Annotated in this window: 9 protein-coding genes; 8 read left to right on the top strand and 1 reads right to left on the bottom strand. The window is 63.0% G+C overall.

The window, feature by feature from the left end:
- Window positions 1-130: 130 nt before the first annotated feature.
- Together EV286_RS21090 and EV286_RS21085 are read left to right on the top strand one after the other, a co-directional pair.
- Window positions 131-622 carry a hypothetical protein gene (locus EV286_RS21090; protein ID WP_132959128.1) on the top strand — a complete coding sequence of 164 codons (492 nt, stop codon included), beginning with the start codon at window positions 131-133 and terminating at the stop codon, window positions 620-622.
- A 191-nt stretch (window positions 623-813) separates the two neighbouring features.
- Window positions 814-2499: a GNAT family N-acetyltransferase gene (locus EV286_RS21085; RefSeq protein WP_132959127.1), complete on the top strand. Its 1686-nt coding sequence runs from the start codon at window positions 814-816 to the stop codon at window positions 2497-2499.
- A gap of 33 nt (window positions 2500-2532) precedes the next feature.
- Here the strand turns inward: EV286_RS21085 and EV286_RS21080 are convergent, their stop codons facing one another.
- Window positions 2533-3201 carry a response regulator transcription factor gene (locus EV286_RS21080; protein WP_132959126.1) on the bottom strand — a complete coding sequence of 223 codons (669 nt, stop codon included), beginning with the start codon at window positions 3199-3201 and terminating at the stop codon, window positions 2533-2535.
- Window positions 3202-3775: 574 nt separating this feature from the next.
- Here EV286_RS21080 and EV286_RS21075 point away from each other — a divergent pair.
- The 6 genes from EV286_RS21075 (at window position 3776) to EV286_RS21050 (ending at window position 15779) form a co-directional block, all read left to right on the top strand.
- On the top strand, window positions 3776-9232 hold the full coding sequence (locus EV286_RS21075; protein ID WP_132959125.1) for an alpha-2-macroglobulin family protein: 5457 nt from the start codon (window positions 3776-3778) through the stop codon (window positions 9230-9232).
- An 8-nt stretch (window positions 9233-9240) separates the two neighbouring features.
- Window positions 9241-11325, top strand: coding sequence for a penicillin-binding protein 1C (pbpC, locus tag EV286_RS21070; RefSeq protein WP_132959124.1), 2085 nt, complete (start codon window positions 9241-9243; stop codon window positions 11323-11325).
- Window positions 11326-11438: 113 nt separating this feature from the next.
- Entirely contained in the window at window positions 11439-12440 is a 1002-nt protein-coding gene (locus tag EV286_RS21065; RefSeq protein WP_245500783.1) for a L,D-transpeptidase, read from the top strand.
- Between the two features lie 213 nt (window positions 12441-12653).
- Window positions 12654-13415 (top strand): response regulator transcription factor, encoded by a 762-nt coding sequence (locus EV286_RS21060; RefSeq protein ID WP_132959123.1) that lies wholly within the window; start codon window positions 12654-12656, stop codon window positions 13413-13415.
- A 335-nt stretch (window positions 13416-13750) separates the two neighbouring features.
- Window positions 13751-15235: a phage tail sheath subtilisin-like domain-containing protein gene (locus tag EV286_RS21055; RefSeq protein WP_132959122.1), complete on the top strand. Its 1485-nt coding sequence runs from the start codon at window positions 13751-13753 to the stop codon at window positions 15233-15235.
- A 19-nt stretch (window positions 15236-15254) separates the two neighbouring features.
- Window positions 15255-15779, top strand: a complete 525-nt coding sequence (locus EV286_RS21050; RefSeq protein WP_132959121.1) for a phage tail protein — start codon at window positions 15255-15257, stop codon at window positions 15777-15779.
- Window positions 15780-15790 lie beyond the last annotated feature (11 nt).

Genomic DNA, 15790 nt, shown 5'->3' with positions numbered 1-15790 from the left:
TAGGTTACGCTTGACCAAATTTCAGTCATGCCGTGAAAGTAACCAGCCGATGCTCTATGGACAGGGTTTATCGTTGACGATTGTTCTATGATTACGGCTTGGCGAAACTTGCGATTTGGGAGGCGGGACGATGCCAGCTATGTCCGATATTCTCTTGCGCGTCGGGCGTTTGAATTATGTCTGGACCAATACCGAAAGCCTGCTGATCTACCTCATCAGCCATCTGCTGAACGTGGACAAGGACGCGGCCATCATTGTCTTCCTGACGCTCAATACCACCAGGGCACGCATCGATCTGGTGGAGAGGCTTTCGAAACTGCCCTCGGCGGCGGAAGCCGACAGGAAGGTCGTGCTGGCGCTGATGGGGCGGCTGAAGAAGGAATCCAAGACCCGCAACAAGTACAACCACTGTATCTACTCCTTCGATGAAAACGGCGAGATCTCCAGCACGCAGCTGATGCGGCTCGTCGAGGACGAAAAGCAGGTCAAGTACGGAAAGATAGAGCAGCTGGACATGAAGGAGATCGCCCGACTGGAGAAGTCGATTCGCGAGATCGTCCAGATCAGCCGGGAACTCTGGGTCTTTATCCACGCAAGCCCGCGCTTCACCGATCCGATTTGACACCGAAGCGCCCGGGGAGGCGCTTGGATGGGCGGCCGCATCCCTTGGTTGACGTTGTATGTCGCATGCGGCCGCAGGCCCAGAGGCTAGGCACTAGTTACAATAGGTGCGTCGGCGTAGCACCAACGGAATATTTGAAGCCTACCGTTTGGCCTTATGATGTGGCCGTGTGTTTTGCGTAGGGGGACGTTATGCGCATAGACGTCATCGATGACGATGCCGGTTTCGCCAGCGTGCGGGAGAACTGGGATCAGGTCTATATGCGCGATCCGCACGCGCAGCATTTCCTTTCCTGGAGCTGGCTCAAAAGCTACCTCTCCCGCCGCACGCGATGGTTCGTCCTTGCCTTGCGCGAAAGCGAACCGGGTTCACCGTATACGGCATTCTTTCCGCTGCGCCTCTCCACCTACCAGGATCGCAAGACCGGAGCCTTCAGCGACGAGATCATGATGGCCGGCAACTTCGCTGCCGACTACACCGGCTTCCTGAGCGAACCGGAGTATGAGGAACACGCCGCCAGGGGCTTTGCGGCCTTCCTGAAAAGTCAGCACTGGACGAACCTGCGGCTCGACAATTTCACCGGCTCGCCCAAACGCAGGGAAGCCATGCTGAGCGCGTTCCGCAGCGAGGAGTTCGTGCTGCGCAAGCGGCCGACCACCGATGACAACGGGATCGACAACTGCATCTGCCCCCATGTGCCCCTTCCGGAAAGCTGGGAGGACTATCTGGAGCAGCAGGTCAGCAGCCAGACCCGCCAGAAGCTTCGCCGGCTTCTGCGCAAACTCGACGGCGACGAGGGTTATCGCGTGACCTATGCGACCCCTGCGACGATCGACCGGGACCTCGACGCGCTCTTCACTCTCTGGCACAGCAGGTGGAGCGAGCAGAAAGGCGAGGACAGGACCAATCGCCTGGTCGTGGCAACCCGCCAGATGTTGATGGACTCCTTCGACGACGGCAATCTCGATGTTCCCGTCCTGTGGTGCGGCGATCGACCGCTCGGCGTGCTCGCAAACATCATCGACCGCCCGAAGAAGACGATTCTCTTCTACATCACCGGCCGCGACGAGACTTCCAAGGCGCTCTCGCCCGGCCTGCTGCTGCACGCATACGCCATTCGCCGTGCAATTTCCGAGGGCTTCCGCAGCTACGACTTCATGCGGGGAAACGAACCTTACAAATATCTCTTCGGTGCCGAGGACCGCACTATCAGCTGCCCGATCGTCCGCACGCGGACCGGGCGCAATCTCGGTGATGTGCTGCATCCGCTGAGCATCCGCCACGTCTACGAACAGGGAACCGAGCTTTACAAGAAGGGCAAGAAGAAGGAGGCGGAGATCGCCTTCCAGCAGGTCTGCGAGACGGTGCCGGACCATATGGGCGCCCGCTTCGGCCTGGCGCAGCTCCTTTTCGATCAGGCACGGCTTACCGAAGCCGAGGCCGAATTCAAACAGATCGCCGAAAAAGTCGATGACCGCGTGCCGGTTCTGATCCGTCTGGGCGACACGCAGATCGCCCTTCGCCGTTTCGATGCCGCCGCCGAGACCTTCGCGCGGGTTACAAAGCTGGCGCCCGACAATAGCCAGGCCCACTACAAGCGGGGCGTCGCCTTGGTTGCTGCAAAGCGGCTTGCGAAAGCAGCCAAGGCCTTCGCGGCACTTCAGGAGTTCCATTCGGATGATCCGGCGCACGCTTCCTATCTTGCCAAGGCGCAGGCAGCCCTCGCCCAGATCGCTCCCGTCAACGCCACGCACCGGCCCGCGTCCGATCCGTCGCACTCGCCAGTCGCCGCACTCGCGGGTACGAAGACCGCCGGCCGCAAGAAGCTCCGACACTCCACGGCAATCAGGCAGCCGGAATTGCCGCTCGCAAGATAGGAAAGCGAGCGGCGCCGGGAACGCCCTGAAATCTCAGTTGAACTGGCCCCAGGAGAGCGGCTCGGCCAGGAACTTCAGCTTCTGCGCCGCAAGCACCACCTCGACGCGATTGCGCACCTCGAGCTTCTGCATCAGAACCGTCATGTAGTGCTTGACCGTCTTCTCGCTGATGTCGAGGCCCCTCGCGATCTCGCGATTGGTGCTGCCCTTCAACAGATGGCGGACGATCTGCTCCTCACGGGCGCTGAGCTGCGTGCCCGTCGGCGCCCTCCGCCGCGTTTCAACGACCTTCGCCGAAAGCGCGATCTTGGGCGCAAAGCCCGGGGTGATGAAGGTCTGTCCCGCATGCACGGCCCTGATCGCATCATAGAGATCGCGCGCAGTGCCGCCCTTCTGCACAAAGCCCGAAACACCGAAACCCAAGGCACGCGTGGCGACGTCCATTTCCGACGCCGTTGCGAGTACTATCACCCTGGTGTTCTGGTACTTCCTTGTGATGAGTTGAACTGCGCCCATCGTGTCCCCGGGTACGCAGAGATCCAGCACGATGACGTCCGGGCGCAGTTTTTCCGTGATTCTGAGGGCTTCTACTGCACTCGCACCCCTCGCCACGATATCGAGATCACTCCTGCCCGAGCAAAGAGCGACCATACCATCCAAAAGAATTGGATGATCATCCACAAACGCTACTGATATTGGCATGATCGATGTTACCCTTAACCCATGTCGATCATGCTAGCGCATCGCAGATTAGTTTTAAAGAATACACTTAATTACTAGTTAATATCCTTCGTGATAATGCCAAACTGCAACACTTCGTAACGGATCATAACGCGTTGAAATAATGCTTTGATTCCGGTGAACGACCTTGTCCGCCCAGCCCTTCCCATCGTCGCGGACTGCCGGTCGCGCCGACATGTATGCGACGGCGGATACTGTCGGGGCTTGCATCCAGGGGATTTTCCCCTACTTTAGGGCTATCTTCAACGAAACGAAAGGAAGGTGATCCAATGTCTAGTGAGATTTCGGACCTCGTGACAGGCATGGGAATTGTGGTGGAACTGGCGAGGCAGCCCTCGCTCTGAACCAGCCTTTCTTCGGGTCGTTCGATCCGGGCCTGTCACAGGCCAAAGATCACGGGAGGGTCGCCAAGCGCGGCCCTTCTTTTTTGCATGGGTAACCCCAGCGCAACCCGCGCGCGTCCTCATTTGGTTGACAAACCAGACCGGAGTTTGAAGACTACCTCCATCGATGCAGACAGCGTTCGGGGGGACTCATGTCTAAGCGCGTTTTTATTGGCCTCGCTGCTCTCTTCTTCGCAACAATCGGCGCCCTGGCATCCGCCGACGCCCAGCAGACGCGCCGCGAAGTAGTAACCACCAAGGATGGCGACTATTACGGCTTCGATCTGCGCACGGTGCAGAACGTCACCCTCGACCAATGCCAGGCTTCCTGCGTCGGCGACCGCTCCTGCAAGGCCTTCACATACAATCCGAAGGTCAAATGGTGCTTCCTCAAGTCCGATTTCATGGAGGTGAACAGCTTCCCCGGCACCGTCGCCGGCAAGATCGTCGAGATTGCGGTCGATCCCGATATCGGCGCGCCGCCGCGCCTATCCTTCCTCTCCGACCAGTTCCTGCAGGATGCGCGCCAGGCGCGCGCCGATCTTTCACTTGCGGATGACCAGCAGGGTCAGGGTGTCGAGAGCCTGCTCGCGCTGGGTCGCCTCGAACTGACGGGCGGCAATACGGAAAACGCACTGAAGGCCTTCAGGGGCGCGCTTGCGATCACGCCCGACGATGCCGCGCTCTGGGTGGAGACGGCGCGCGCGGCCAACAGCGTGACCGGCAATACCGATCTCGCCGGGCAGGCGGCGCTTGCCGCCTTCAACGGCTATCAGCTTACCCGCACCGCGCCGACCCGCGCCGATGCGCTCGCCGTACTCGCCGCCGCCCTGCAGAATGCCCAGAACTACCGCCCGGCGCTCAGCGCCTATAAGGCGAGCCTTGCCCTCATGAACTCCGCGACCGTCCGTGCCGCCTATGCCGACCTGCGCGAACGGCAGGGCTTCCGTGTCGTCGACAACTCGATCGATGCCGACAGCGCCACGCCGCGGGCCTGCGTGCAGTTCTCCGAAGCACTCGTCAAGACCGGCGTGGATTATACCCCCTTCGTGACGCTCGATGGTGCGGCACCGCAGGCCGTCGAGGCCAAGGATAACCAGATCTGCGTCGAGGGGCTGGCCCACGGCCAGCGCTATCACCTAACGCTGCGCCGTGGTCTGCCCTCCTCCGTCGAAGAGAACCTCGAAGCGCAGGTCGACCTCGACCTCTATATCAAGGACCGGTCGGCGATGGTTCGCTTCACCGGCGACAGCTTCGTGCTTCCCTCCACCGCGCGCCGCGGCATCCCTATCGTCTCGGTCAACACGCCAAGCGCCGATCTCAAGCTCTATCGCGTCGGCGACCGCAGCATTGCGTCGCTCCTGACAAACTCGCAATTCCTCACCCAGGTCGACGGCTACAGCGCCCAGCGGATCGAGGATGAAAGCGGCGAACTGGTCTGGCAGGGGTCGATCGACATCGCGCAGGACCTGAACAAGGAGGTCGTCACCAGTTTCCCGGTCGACGAGGCGCTTCCCGAGCGCAAGCCGGGCGTCTATGTGCTCACAGCCGTTGCGCCGAACGCACCGAGCCAGGAATGGGACGCCCGCGCGACCCAATGGTTCGTCGTCTCCGATATCGGCGTCTCCACCTATGCCGGCACCGACGGCCTGAACGTCTTCGCCCGCTCGCTTGCGACCGCAACGCCGATTGCGGGCATCCAACTGCAGCTTCTGGCCAAGAACAACGAGGTCCTCGGTAGTGCGACGACCGACACCGAGGGCCGCGCCACCTTCACCGCCGGCCTGATACGTGGGACGGCCGCCATGACCCCCGCCGTCATCACCGCCCGCAACGGCGACAAGGACTATGTCTTCCTTGACATGACCCGCGCCGGCTTCGATCTTTCGGATCGCGGCGTCACCGGCCGCGCCGCACCCGGCGCGATCGACGTGCTGGCGTGGACGGAACGCGGCATCTACCGGGCGGGCGAGACGGTTCATGCCTCCGCGCTTGCGCGCGACATCAGTGCGCTCGCAATCGAAAACCTGCCGCTGACTTTCGTCTTCCTTCGACCCGATGGCGTCGAGGATCGTCGCATGGTCGAGAACGGAGCGCTCGGCGGCTACACACTCGACCTGCCATTGCTGCAGACTGCCATGCGCGGCACCTGGACCATGCAGATCTTCACCGATCCCAAGGGCTCGGCGATCGCCGAGAAGCGCTTCCTGGTCGATGATTTCGTCCCGGACCGGATCGAATTCGACATGACGAGTGCCGCCAAGGAGATCGACCCCGGCATGCCCGCCGAGGTCGCGGTCGACGGTCGCTATCTCTATGGCGCGCCGGCCGCCGGCCTGCATCTCGAAGGCGAGGTGACGCTGAAGCCGACGCGGGAAAACGCCGCCTACAAGGGCTATCTCTTCGGCCTTGCCGACGAGGAAGCCGGCGAGGACAGCCGCATGCCGCTCGAAGAGCTGCCCGAGCTCGACGAGAATGGCAAGGCGAGCTTCGAGGTGATGATCTCGGACACGCCTTCGACGACGCAGCTCCTGAACGCCAACATCAGCGTCCGCATGCAGGAAGCCGGTGGCCGCGCCGTGGAGCGCTCGCTCCTGCTGCCCGTCAAGGCTGACGGCCCGCGCATCGGCATCAAGCCCGAATTCACCGGCGATCTCGCGGAAAACTCGGTCGGCAATTTCCATGTGATCTTCATCGACAACAACGGCGCGAGACAACCCGCCTCCGGCCTTTCTTGGAAACTCATCAGCATCGAGCGGGACTACCAATGGTACCGCGACGGCAGCTCGTGGCGGTTTGAACCGGTCAGCCGGACCAAGCAGATTGCGAACGGCTCGGTCGATGCGACGGCCGATGGCGCGACCATCTCCGTGCCCGTCGCCTGGGGACGCTACCGGCTTGAGGTCGAAACGGCTGATGCCGCCGGCCCTGCATCCAGCGTCGAATTCGATGCCGGATGGTTTGTGACCGCAACATCGACCGAGACGCCGGACGCATTGGAAATCGGGCTCGACAAGGAGAGCTACCGGATCGGCGATACCGCCAAGGTCAAGATATCACCACGCTTTGCAGGCGAGGTGATGATCACCGCGGGTGCCGAAAACCTCATCGCCGTCACCAATGCCGTGATCGGCGCCGAGGGCGGCGAGGTCGATATTCCCGTCACCGCCGATTGGGGTGCCGGCGCCTATGTGACCGCCACCCTGTTCCGTCCCGGCGACGCACAGGAAAGCCGCATGCCCATGCGGGCGATCGGCATCAAATGGCTGAAGGTCGATCCCGCCGACCGGCAGCTCAACGTCAGGCTGGATGCACCGGAAAAGACGTTGCCCCGCCAGCCGCTCGACATTTCCCTCCAGGTAGCAGGTGCCGGCACGACAGAGGACGCCTATGTCACGGTCGCGGCCGTCGATGTCGGTATCCTGAACCTGACCCGCTACGAGCCTCCTGCGCCGGAGGACTGGTACTTTGGCCAGCGCCAGCTCGGCCTGGAAATCCGCGACCTCTACGGCCGCCTCATCGATGGTTCGCTCGGCGCGACGGGACGGCTGCGGACCGGTGGCGACGGCGGACAGGTGGCCCTGCAGGGCAGCCCGCCGACGGAAAAGCTCGTGGCCTTCTTCTCCGGCCCGATCAAGCTCGACGCCGAAGGCAAGGCGCAGGTGAGCTTCGAGCTGCCGCAATTCAACGGCACCGCCCGCGTCATGGCCGTGGCTTGGTCGAAGTCCGGCGTAGGTCACGCGGTCAAGGACGTCGTCATTCGCGATCCCCTGGTCGTGACCGCCAGCCTCCCGCGCTTCCTCGCGCCGGGCGACAAGGCGAACCTCCGGCTTGACATCGCCAATACGGACGGACCCGCCGGCCAGTACAAGCTGGAGATTGCCGGCAATCCCTCGGTCGAGGTCGGCCAGAACGCCGCATCACAAACACTCGACCTTGAGCCGGGCGGCCGATCCAGCGTCACCCTACCGCTGACCGGCGGGCAGCCCGGTGACGGAAGCGTCGTGATCAGGCTCTCCGAGGCTTCCGGCATCTCCCTCGATCAGACGGTCGCTATTCCGGTCCGTCCTGCCTCATTGCCGATAGCGGAGCGCCGGGTCATCGCGATCGCTCCCGGCAAAAGCCTCACGATCGACGGCGGACTGCTCGCCGACAGCGTGCTTCCCGGCGCGTCCGTCAGCCTCAATGTCAGCCGTGCCCAGTCTTTCGATATCCCGGCATTGCTGATGAGCCTCAGCCGCTATCCCTATGGCTGCGCCGAGCAGACGACGAGTGTGGCCATGCCCCTGCTCTATCTGAACGAGATGGCGGCACAGAACGGCCTCGACAACGAGGCCGACATCAGGAAACGCGTTCAGGATGCGATCTATCGCGATCTTTCCTATCAGTCCTCGACCGGCAGCTTCGGCCTCTGGGCACCCGGCGCCGGTGACCTGTGGCTCGATGCCTATGTGACGGACTTCCTCACCCGTGCCCGCGAGCAGAAATACGACGTGCCGGAACAGGCCATGGCCCAGGCACTCGAGAACCTCCAGAACGCACTGAGCTACGATGTCAACGTCAAGGACCAGGGCAACGAGATCGCCTATGCACTCTACGTGCTTGCGCGCAACCGCAAGGCCTCGATCAGCGACCTGCGCTACTATGCCGATACGATGCTCAGTGATTTCCCGACGCCGCTTGCCAGGGCTCACCTTGCTGCTGCCCTCGCGCTCTATGGCGACGCGCAGCGCTCGCGCAACATCTTCGTCGATTCGCTGCAGATGTCGGAACAGGCATTGGTGACGAATGTCAGCTTCTCGCGCTCCGACTATGGATCCTCGCTGCGCGACGGTGCGGCGGTGCTGGCCCTTGCCGCCGAGAGCCGCCCCGTTCCGCCGATCATTCCCGAGCTGGCAAAGATCGTCGCCGAAGAATCGCGCCGCAAGACCTATACGAGCACGCAGGAGCAGGCCTGGATGCTCCTTGCCGCACGCGCCCTGCAGGCCGGCGACGAGGATCTGAAGCTCGACGTCAATGGCGCCGAACACAGCGGCGCCTACATGGCGACCATGAGCGGCGACGCCCTTCTCGGTCATCCTGTTGTGATGACGAACAGGACGACGAGCCCTGTCTCGGCCGCGGTTACGACCGTCGCCGCGCCGAGGGAGCCGCTGCCGGCCGGCGGCGACGGCTTCACTATCGAGCGGAGCTACTACACGCTTGCAGGCGAGGAAGCCAATGTGAGCGAAGCGCAGCAGAACGAACGCTATGTCGTCGTCCTGCATGTCACTGAGACTAATGAATGGCCGTCGCGCCTGCTGATCACCGATCTCCTGCCCGCCGGCTTCGAGATCGACAATCCGAGCCTCGTCGACAGCGCCCAGCTGACCAATTTCGAATGGATCGGCGAGGTTCAGCCGGCCCATACGGAATTCCGCAACGACCGCTTCGTCGCGGCCTTCGACAGGACATCGGGCGATAGCGGCGACATAACGCTCGCCTATGTCGTGCGCGCGGTCACGCCGGGAGTCTACGATCATCCGGCGGCCAGCGTCGAGGACATGTACCGGCCGCAGTTTTCCGCGCGCACGGCGACGGGCCGCATGGAGGTTCTGGCGGCTCAATAGAGGCAACCATGAAGACCTGGCGAAAAATGGCGATCGGAATGACGGCGGCAGTCCTTGCCGCCGCGGCGATCGCCTTCGGGCTCGACGCCGCAGACCGCGCCTTTCCGCCTCCGCTTGAGCGGGCAAGCAGCGTTTCGTCCGAGGTTCTCGATGCCGACGGCCAGCTTCTTCGCGCCTTCGCTACTACAGAGGGGCGCTGGCGCCTCGAGACGTCGGTCGCGGCTGTCGACCCGCAGTTCATCGGCATGCTGATCGCCTATGAAGACCGCCGTTTCTACGAGCATCCCGGCGTCGATCCATTGGCGCTCGGACGCTCCTTCCTGCAATTCCTGACCAACGGACGCATCGTCTCCGGCGCCTCGACGCTATCGATGCAGGTCGCCCGCCTGATCGAGCCGCGCCAGGGCCGCTCGTTTTCGGCAAAGCTCCTGCAGGTCGTCCGCGCTATCCAGATCGAGCGGCGCCTCGGCAAGGAGGAAATCCTCGATCTCTACCTGACCCACGCCCCTTACGGCGGCAATCTCGAGGGCGTGCGCGCCGCAAGCCTTGCCTATTTCGGCAAGGAGCCACGGCGCCTGACCGTCGCCGAGGCAGCGCTGCTCGTCGCCCTGCCGCAACTGCCTGAAAGACGCCGGCCCGACAGGAATATCGAGGCGGCGAAGGCCGCGCGCGAACGGGTCCTGGCCCGCGCGGCCGTGGCTGAGGTCATCGGCGAAGGCGAGGCCGAACGCGCGGCCATGGTCTCGATCCCGCCCACGCGGCGGCAGCTCCCGGCGCTTGCTGCCCATCTCGCCGAGGCCGCGCTGCGCAAGGAGCCCGGCTTCCCCGTCCATCGCACGACGCTGCGCCGGGAGGTACAACAGGGTCTCGAGGCAGTTGCCCGCGAAGCTTCAGCCCGGCTCGGGCCGAAGCTGTCGATTGCCATGGTCATGGCGGATATCCGCACTGGCGAGATCATCGGCGACGTCGGCTCGGCGGACTATTTCGACGCGTCCCGATCCGGCTGGATCGACATGACGCGCGTCACCCGCTCGCCGGGCTCGACGCTCAAGCCCTTCATCTATGGCCTCGCATTCGAGGAAGGGTTGGTCAGCCAGGAAACCATCATGGAAGACCGACCGGCCGATTTCTTCGGCTATCGCCCGCGTAACTTCGACATGAGCTACCAGGGCGACGTCAGCGTGCGCCAGGCACTGCAACTGTCCCTGAACGTTCCGGCCGTGCGCCTGCTCGATGCCGTTGGGCCGACCAGGCTGATGGCGCGTTTCCGCCGCGCCGATGTCCGCCCGATCCTGCCGCCCAATGAGACACCCGGCCTTGCGATCGGTCTCGGCGGTGTCGGCATCACGCTCAAGGACCTTGTGCAGCTTTATGCCGGCCTTGCCAATCGCGGCCAGCCGATCCGGCTTGGTGACGGCATCCACGAGGCGCCTGGCGTGCTCGGCGATGCAGCGCTGCTGGAGCCGGTCGCCGCATGGAATGTGACCGATATCCTCTCCGACGTGCTGCCGCCGACGGGCAGCCGCCAGCGCGGCATCGCCTACAAGACCGGCACGAGCTATGGCTATCGCGATGCCTGGTCCGTCGGCTTCGACGGCCGCCACGTTCTCGGCGTGTGGGTCGGGCGGCCAGACAATGGAGCCGTTCCGGGCTTGACCGGCTATGGAGCGGCCGCCCCTATCCTCTTCGAAGGCTTCGCACGGTCCGGCGTTGCCGTCACGCCCTTCCCCCCCGCTCCGCCGGGTGCCGTCCGCATCAGCCCGGCCGAACTGCCGATCAGCCAGCGCCGCTTCTCGGTGACCGCGGCAGGACTGCCTTCCGCCGCGCTGCGCGAGCCGCCTCCACAGATCGTCTATCCGCCCGAGGGCGCCCGCGTCGACCTCGGCGCCGGAGGCGGCCGCCCCTCTGCTCCGCTCGTCCTGAAACTGCAGGGCGGGAGAGCCCCCTTCCGCTGGCTTGCCAACGGCCGGCCGTTGCCCGAACTTTCCCGGCGCCGCACCGGCCAATGGGTGCCCGATGGCGGCGGCTTCTCCACTTTGACCGTCATCGACGCTGCCGGCCGTGCCGCGAGCGTGCGGGTTTTTGTCGAGTAGTTGGCGACCGCATTCGCGCTTCTCAAAACCGCCCGTTTCGGCTAGCTTCTGCGGGCCGCATTGCCGTCAGGCAATCATATCGATCGGGGAATCGGTGTTGAGGGGAGCGTGCATTGACGAAATTGTTCCAGCATAGGCTGGCGCGCAGGGCATTGCTTGCTTCTGGCGCCGCAACTTTTTTCTCGTGGGCCGTCCGGCCCCTGAATTCGCAGGAAGTCATCAAGGACATTGCCGAGCTCAAGCCGGGCCAGTTCGTCTGGCATCCGGAGCGGCAGCTTGATGGCCCCGTCGCCATCGTCGTTTCGCTGCCGGAGCAGCGGGTCCATGTCTACCGGAACGGCATCCGCATCGCCCTCTCGACGTGCTCGACCGGCCGACCCGGACACGAGACGCCGACCGGCGTCTTCGTCGTCCTACAGAAGGATCCGAACCACCATTCCAGCACCTATGACGATGCGCCGATGCCCTTCATGAACCGGCTGACGTGGTCCGGCATCGCGCTCCATGCCGGTGCGCTGCCCGGATATCCGGCATCGCATGGCTGCGTCAGGCTGCCGATGGATTTTGCCAACAAGCTCTACACGGTGACCCATCTCGGCACGCCGGTAATCATCGCCGGATCCCAGACCGATCCTTGGGAGCTCACCCATCCCGGCATGGTGCTGTCAGGCTATACGGAGGATGAGTTCAAGCAGGTCGTCAGCTCGCTCGACGCCAAGAAGCCGCCGTCCGACTGGGCCGATGGCGAAAAGCATCCGATCGTTTCGGTCATCGCCTCCTCCGCCGATCGCAAGATCCTGATGCTGCAGGAAGGCGACATCATCGCCGAAGGCAGCCTCACCGTTCAAGGCAGCGGGCCGCTCGGCTCCCATGTTTTCGTCCTGCGTGGCGCGCATGAGGGCCAGCAGGGCATGGCCTGGTTCGCGATCAGCTACAATTCGGCTGCTAGCGCGACGATCGATCCTGACGAAAAGGCCCTGAATAGGCTGACGGCCGATCCCGATTTTCTCGCAAAACTCCAGGCCAATATGCATCCCGGCATGATGCTTGTTCTGACCGACTTGCCTCTCGATCCCGATACGCGCACCGGCAAGGACTTCGTCATCATGTCCTGAGGGTGGAAAGATATGGCTCGCCGGGGGCAATTTCCTGCGCTCGGCGACGTCTTTTGACCGGACCGTCGAACCGATAAATCCATTATTTTGCAACCTTATTCACTAGAGAGGCTTGTCCCTGCGCGAATCTGGGGCCAAAATAAATCTTCAGGCGAAAAAATCCCATGCAGAGAAAGCGAAGCGATCGATAGATCGTCCTCAGATGGAGATGACATGGCCCAAGAAACCGGTTCACTTCCCATTTTCTGCAATGATCCAGCCGAGAACCCGCAAGATCGTCCGCGAATATTCGTTCTCAGCGACATCCGTCTTCTGCGGGAGGGCATCGTTCTCGCGCTTTCCCTGCAGGCTTCGGTCCAGGTGGTCGGTTCATCGGACTTCTCGATTGCGCCCAGGAAGATCGTCGGCGTCGCCCCGAGCGTTCTGATCCTGGACATCACCGTATCCAAGGGGCTCGAATATACCTGCGCCATCCGGGCTGCGATGCCCGACGTAAAGATCGTGGCGCTGGGCGTCGCGGAGATCGAGCAGGTGGTGATCGCCTGCGCAGAGGCCGGCGTTTCCGGCTTCGTGTCGCCAAGCGGCTCGGTCAATGATGTCGTGACTGCGGTGCATTCGGCCATACGCGGAGAACTCGTCTGCTCGCCCCGTACCGCCGGCATCCTTCTCAGCCATGTCGCCAAGCCATCCGCCGCGGTCGAGAACGGCAACCTTACCCCGCGCGAGCGCGAGATCGTATCCCTGATGAGCGAAGGCATGTCGAACAAGCATATCGCCCGCCAGCTCGGCATCCAGAACGCGACGGTGAAGAGCCACGTCCACAATATCCTCAGCAAGATGCGGGTGCGGCGGCGTGGCGAGGCAGCGGCGCAATTGCTTCATTCCGGCATGAACGGCAGCGAAGCGTTGCTGCCCGGCGATGCCCCCATCCCGCTGCCGGTCCCCTACAGTTCGCCTCGCTCCGCGCGCAACTAGCGCCGCGACCCTGACCCAATCCCACGGATACTACCCGCGGCAAATTTGATGCAACCCTTACGGGTGAGCGCGTGAAAACGATCTACATCTTCGAGCTTAGAGCGCCTACACCCTTTGGCTCATTCGCAGGCCCGTGTTGAGTGCAACAATGCTGCTATGCGACTGAAGTCGAATGATCTTCGTCATTCGCCGTCGGCTCGCGGAAGATACCGAGGGACAATACGACAGGATAGATCCGAAAACCGTAGCGATTGAATGCAGTCGCCCGCGAGCAGCCGCACTTGCGGTCGTCGGGGGCCGGTTCATGCGACGAACTGATCGAAAGAGGCCTTCCGATGCCTACAGCCCTTCTCCAACCCGGTGTTTATATCGAAGAAGTGTCAAGCGGCGTGCGCAGCATCGCCGGTGTGGCGACATCCATTGCACTTTTCGTCGGCTGGGCGCCGCGCGGCCCGACCACCAAGGCGCTGCGCCTGACCAGTTTCCCCGATTACGAGCGGGCCTATGGCGGGCTCGATTTGCGCTCGGTGCTCGGCTATTCGGTTCGCCATTTCTACGACAATGGCGGCTCGGATGCCTATGTCATACGCCTCGCCTCGGGCGCGATAACCGCGACCTGCGACATTGGCGACCTTCACATCGAGGCGAGTTCACCCGGCGTGTGGGCGCATGATTTCAGCATCAGGCTGACGCAGCGCCCCGATGCTACCGACCGCTTCCGCCTCGACGTGATCGTGCCGGCGAGTAATGACGCGGTGGTGGAGACATTCGCTGACCTCTCGATGGATTCGAGCGACCCGCGCTTTGCGCCAACCGTGATCAACGAGCGATCCGCCTTCATGGACAAGCTTTCGGCGGGCACCACGACGACACCAGGCAATGCGACCGCCGCGCTTGGCAGCGGCACACCGGGCGACGACGGCACCGTCATCGATCCGACCGACAACGGTTTCCGCACTGCGCTGCTTGCGCTATTCGATCCAGGCGGCATTGCTGACCAGATCGATCTCTTCAATATCATCTGCGTGCCGGGTCTCATCGATGCCTCGACCATCGAGTCCATGCAGAAACGCGCCCGCGACCGCCGCGCCTTCCTGATCGTCGACAGCGACGAGAACGATACTGTCGGAACGGTCGTCGCCTCGCTTGCCGGAAAGACCAAAGTCGATGCCCCGAACTCGGCATTCTACTTCCCATGGGTCAAGGCGCCCGACCCGCTGCGGCAGGGCGCTCTTCGCAACTTCCCGCCCTGCGGCTTCGTTGCCGGCATCTATGCCCGCACGGATGCCAGCCGCGGCGTGTGGAAGGCTCCCGCCGGAACCGAGGCCAGCCTCACCGGCGCCACAGGCCTGAAGACCACCATGAGCGACGCCGAAAACGGCCAGCTCAATCCGCACGCGGTCAACTGCCTGCGAACGTTCCCGGTCTTCGGCACCGTGGCGTGGGGTGCAAGAACCCTTCACGGCGACAACGATCGCGGCTCGGAATGGAAATACCTGCCGGTGCGGCGCATGGCGCTCTTCCTCGAGGAGAGCCTCTATCGCGGCACGCAATGGGTCGTCTTCGAACCGAATGACGAACCGCTCTGGGCGCAGATCCGGCTGAATATCGGCGCCTTCATGCAGGGCTTGTTCAGGCAGGGCGCTTTCCAGGGCACGACGCCGCGCCAGGCCTATTTCGTCAAATGCGATTCCGAGACGACCACGCAGGCCGACATCAACCTCGGCATCGTCAACATCCTCGTCGGCTTCGCGCCGCTGAAGCCCGCCGAGTTCGTCGTCATCAAGATCCAGCAGATCGCCGGGGATATCCCGACCTAAGCGCTGAAAGGAGATTTACATGGCTCAGTTTTCAGTCAATCCGCAGCGCTTCGACCCCTACAAGAACTTCAAGTTCAGGGTGAAATGGGACGGCCGCTACGTCGCCGGCATATCCAAGGTCTCCGCACTGAAGCGCAGCACCGAGGTGGTGGAACATCGCGAAGGCGGCGACCCCTCCACCGGCCGCAAGTCACCCGGACGCACCAAGTTCGAGGCGATCACGCTGGAACGCGGCGTAACCCACGATACCGAGTTCGAGAAATGGGCGAACAAGGTCTGGAACTTCGGCTCCGGCCTCGGCGCCGAAGTTTCGCTCCAGGACTTCCGCAAGGACATCATCATCGAGTTCTACAACGAAGCCGGCCAGCTCGCCCTTGCCTACAAGGTCTTTCGCTGCTGGGTATCGGAATTCCAGTCGCTGCCCGATCTCGATGCCAATGCCAATGCGGTGGCGATCCAGACGCTCAAGCTCGAGAACGAGGGTTGGGAACGCGATGTCGACGTGACCGAGCCGACCGAACCCAGGTTCACCGAACCGGCATGACGAGGTCGATG

Origin of the sequence: Rhizobium sp. BK251 (assembly GCF_004345245.1) — a bacterium.
Lineage (GTDB): Bacteria > Pseudomonadota > Alphaproteobacteria > Rhizobiales > Rhizobiaceae > Rhizobium.
Note: the sequence above shows the minus strand (reverse complement) of the source record. Positions and strands in the feature narration are given on the sequence as shown.

What these genes read in the sequence shown, in the direction of transcription:
- EV286_RS21090 (WP_132959128.1), top strand. Translation starts at nt 131, where the DNA reads ATGCCAGCTATGTCCGATATTCTCTTGCGCGTCGGGCGTTTGAATTAT.
- EV286_RS21085 (WP_132959127.1), top strand. Translation starts at nt 814, where the DNA reads ATGCGCATAGACGTCATCGATGACGATGCCGGTTTCGCCAGCGTGCGG.
- EV286_RS21080 (WP_132959126.1), bottom strand. Translation starts at nt 3,201, where the DNA reads ATGCCAATATCAGTAGCGTTTGTGGATGATCATCCAATTCTTTTGGAT.
- EV286_RS21075 (WP_132959125.1), top strand. Translation starts at nt 3,776, where the DNA reads ATGTCTAAGCGCGTTTTTATTGGCCTCGCTGCTCTCTTCTTCGCAACA.
- pbpC (WP_132959124.1), top strand. Translation starts at nt 9,241, where the DNA reads ATGAAGACCTGGCGAAAAATGGCGATCGGAATGACGGCGGCAGTCCTT.
- EV286_RS21060 (WP_132959123.1), top strand. Translation starts at nt 12,654, where the DNA reads ATGGCCCAAGAAACCGGTTCACTTCCCATTTTCTGCAATGATCCAGCC.
- EV286_RS21055 (WP_132959122.1), top strand. Translation starts at nt 13,751, where the DNA reads ATGCCTACAGCCCTTCTCCAACCCGGTGTTTATATCGAAGAAGTGTCA.
- EV286_RS21050 (WP_132959121.1), top strand. Translation starts at nt 15,255, where the DNA reads ATGGCTCAGTTTTCAGTCAATCCGCAGCGCTTCGACCCCTACAAGAAC.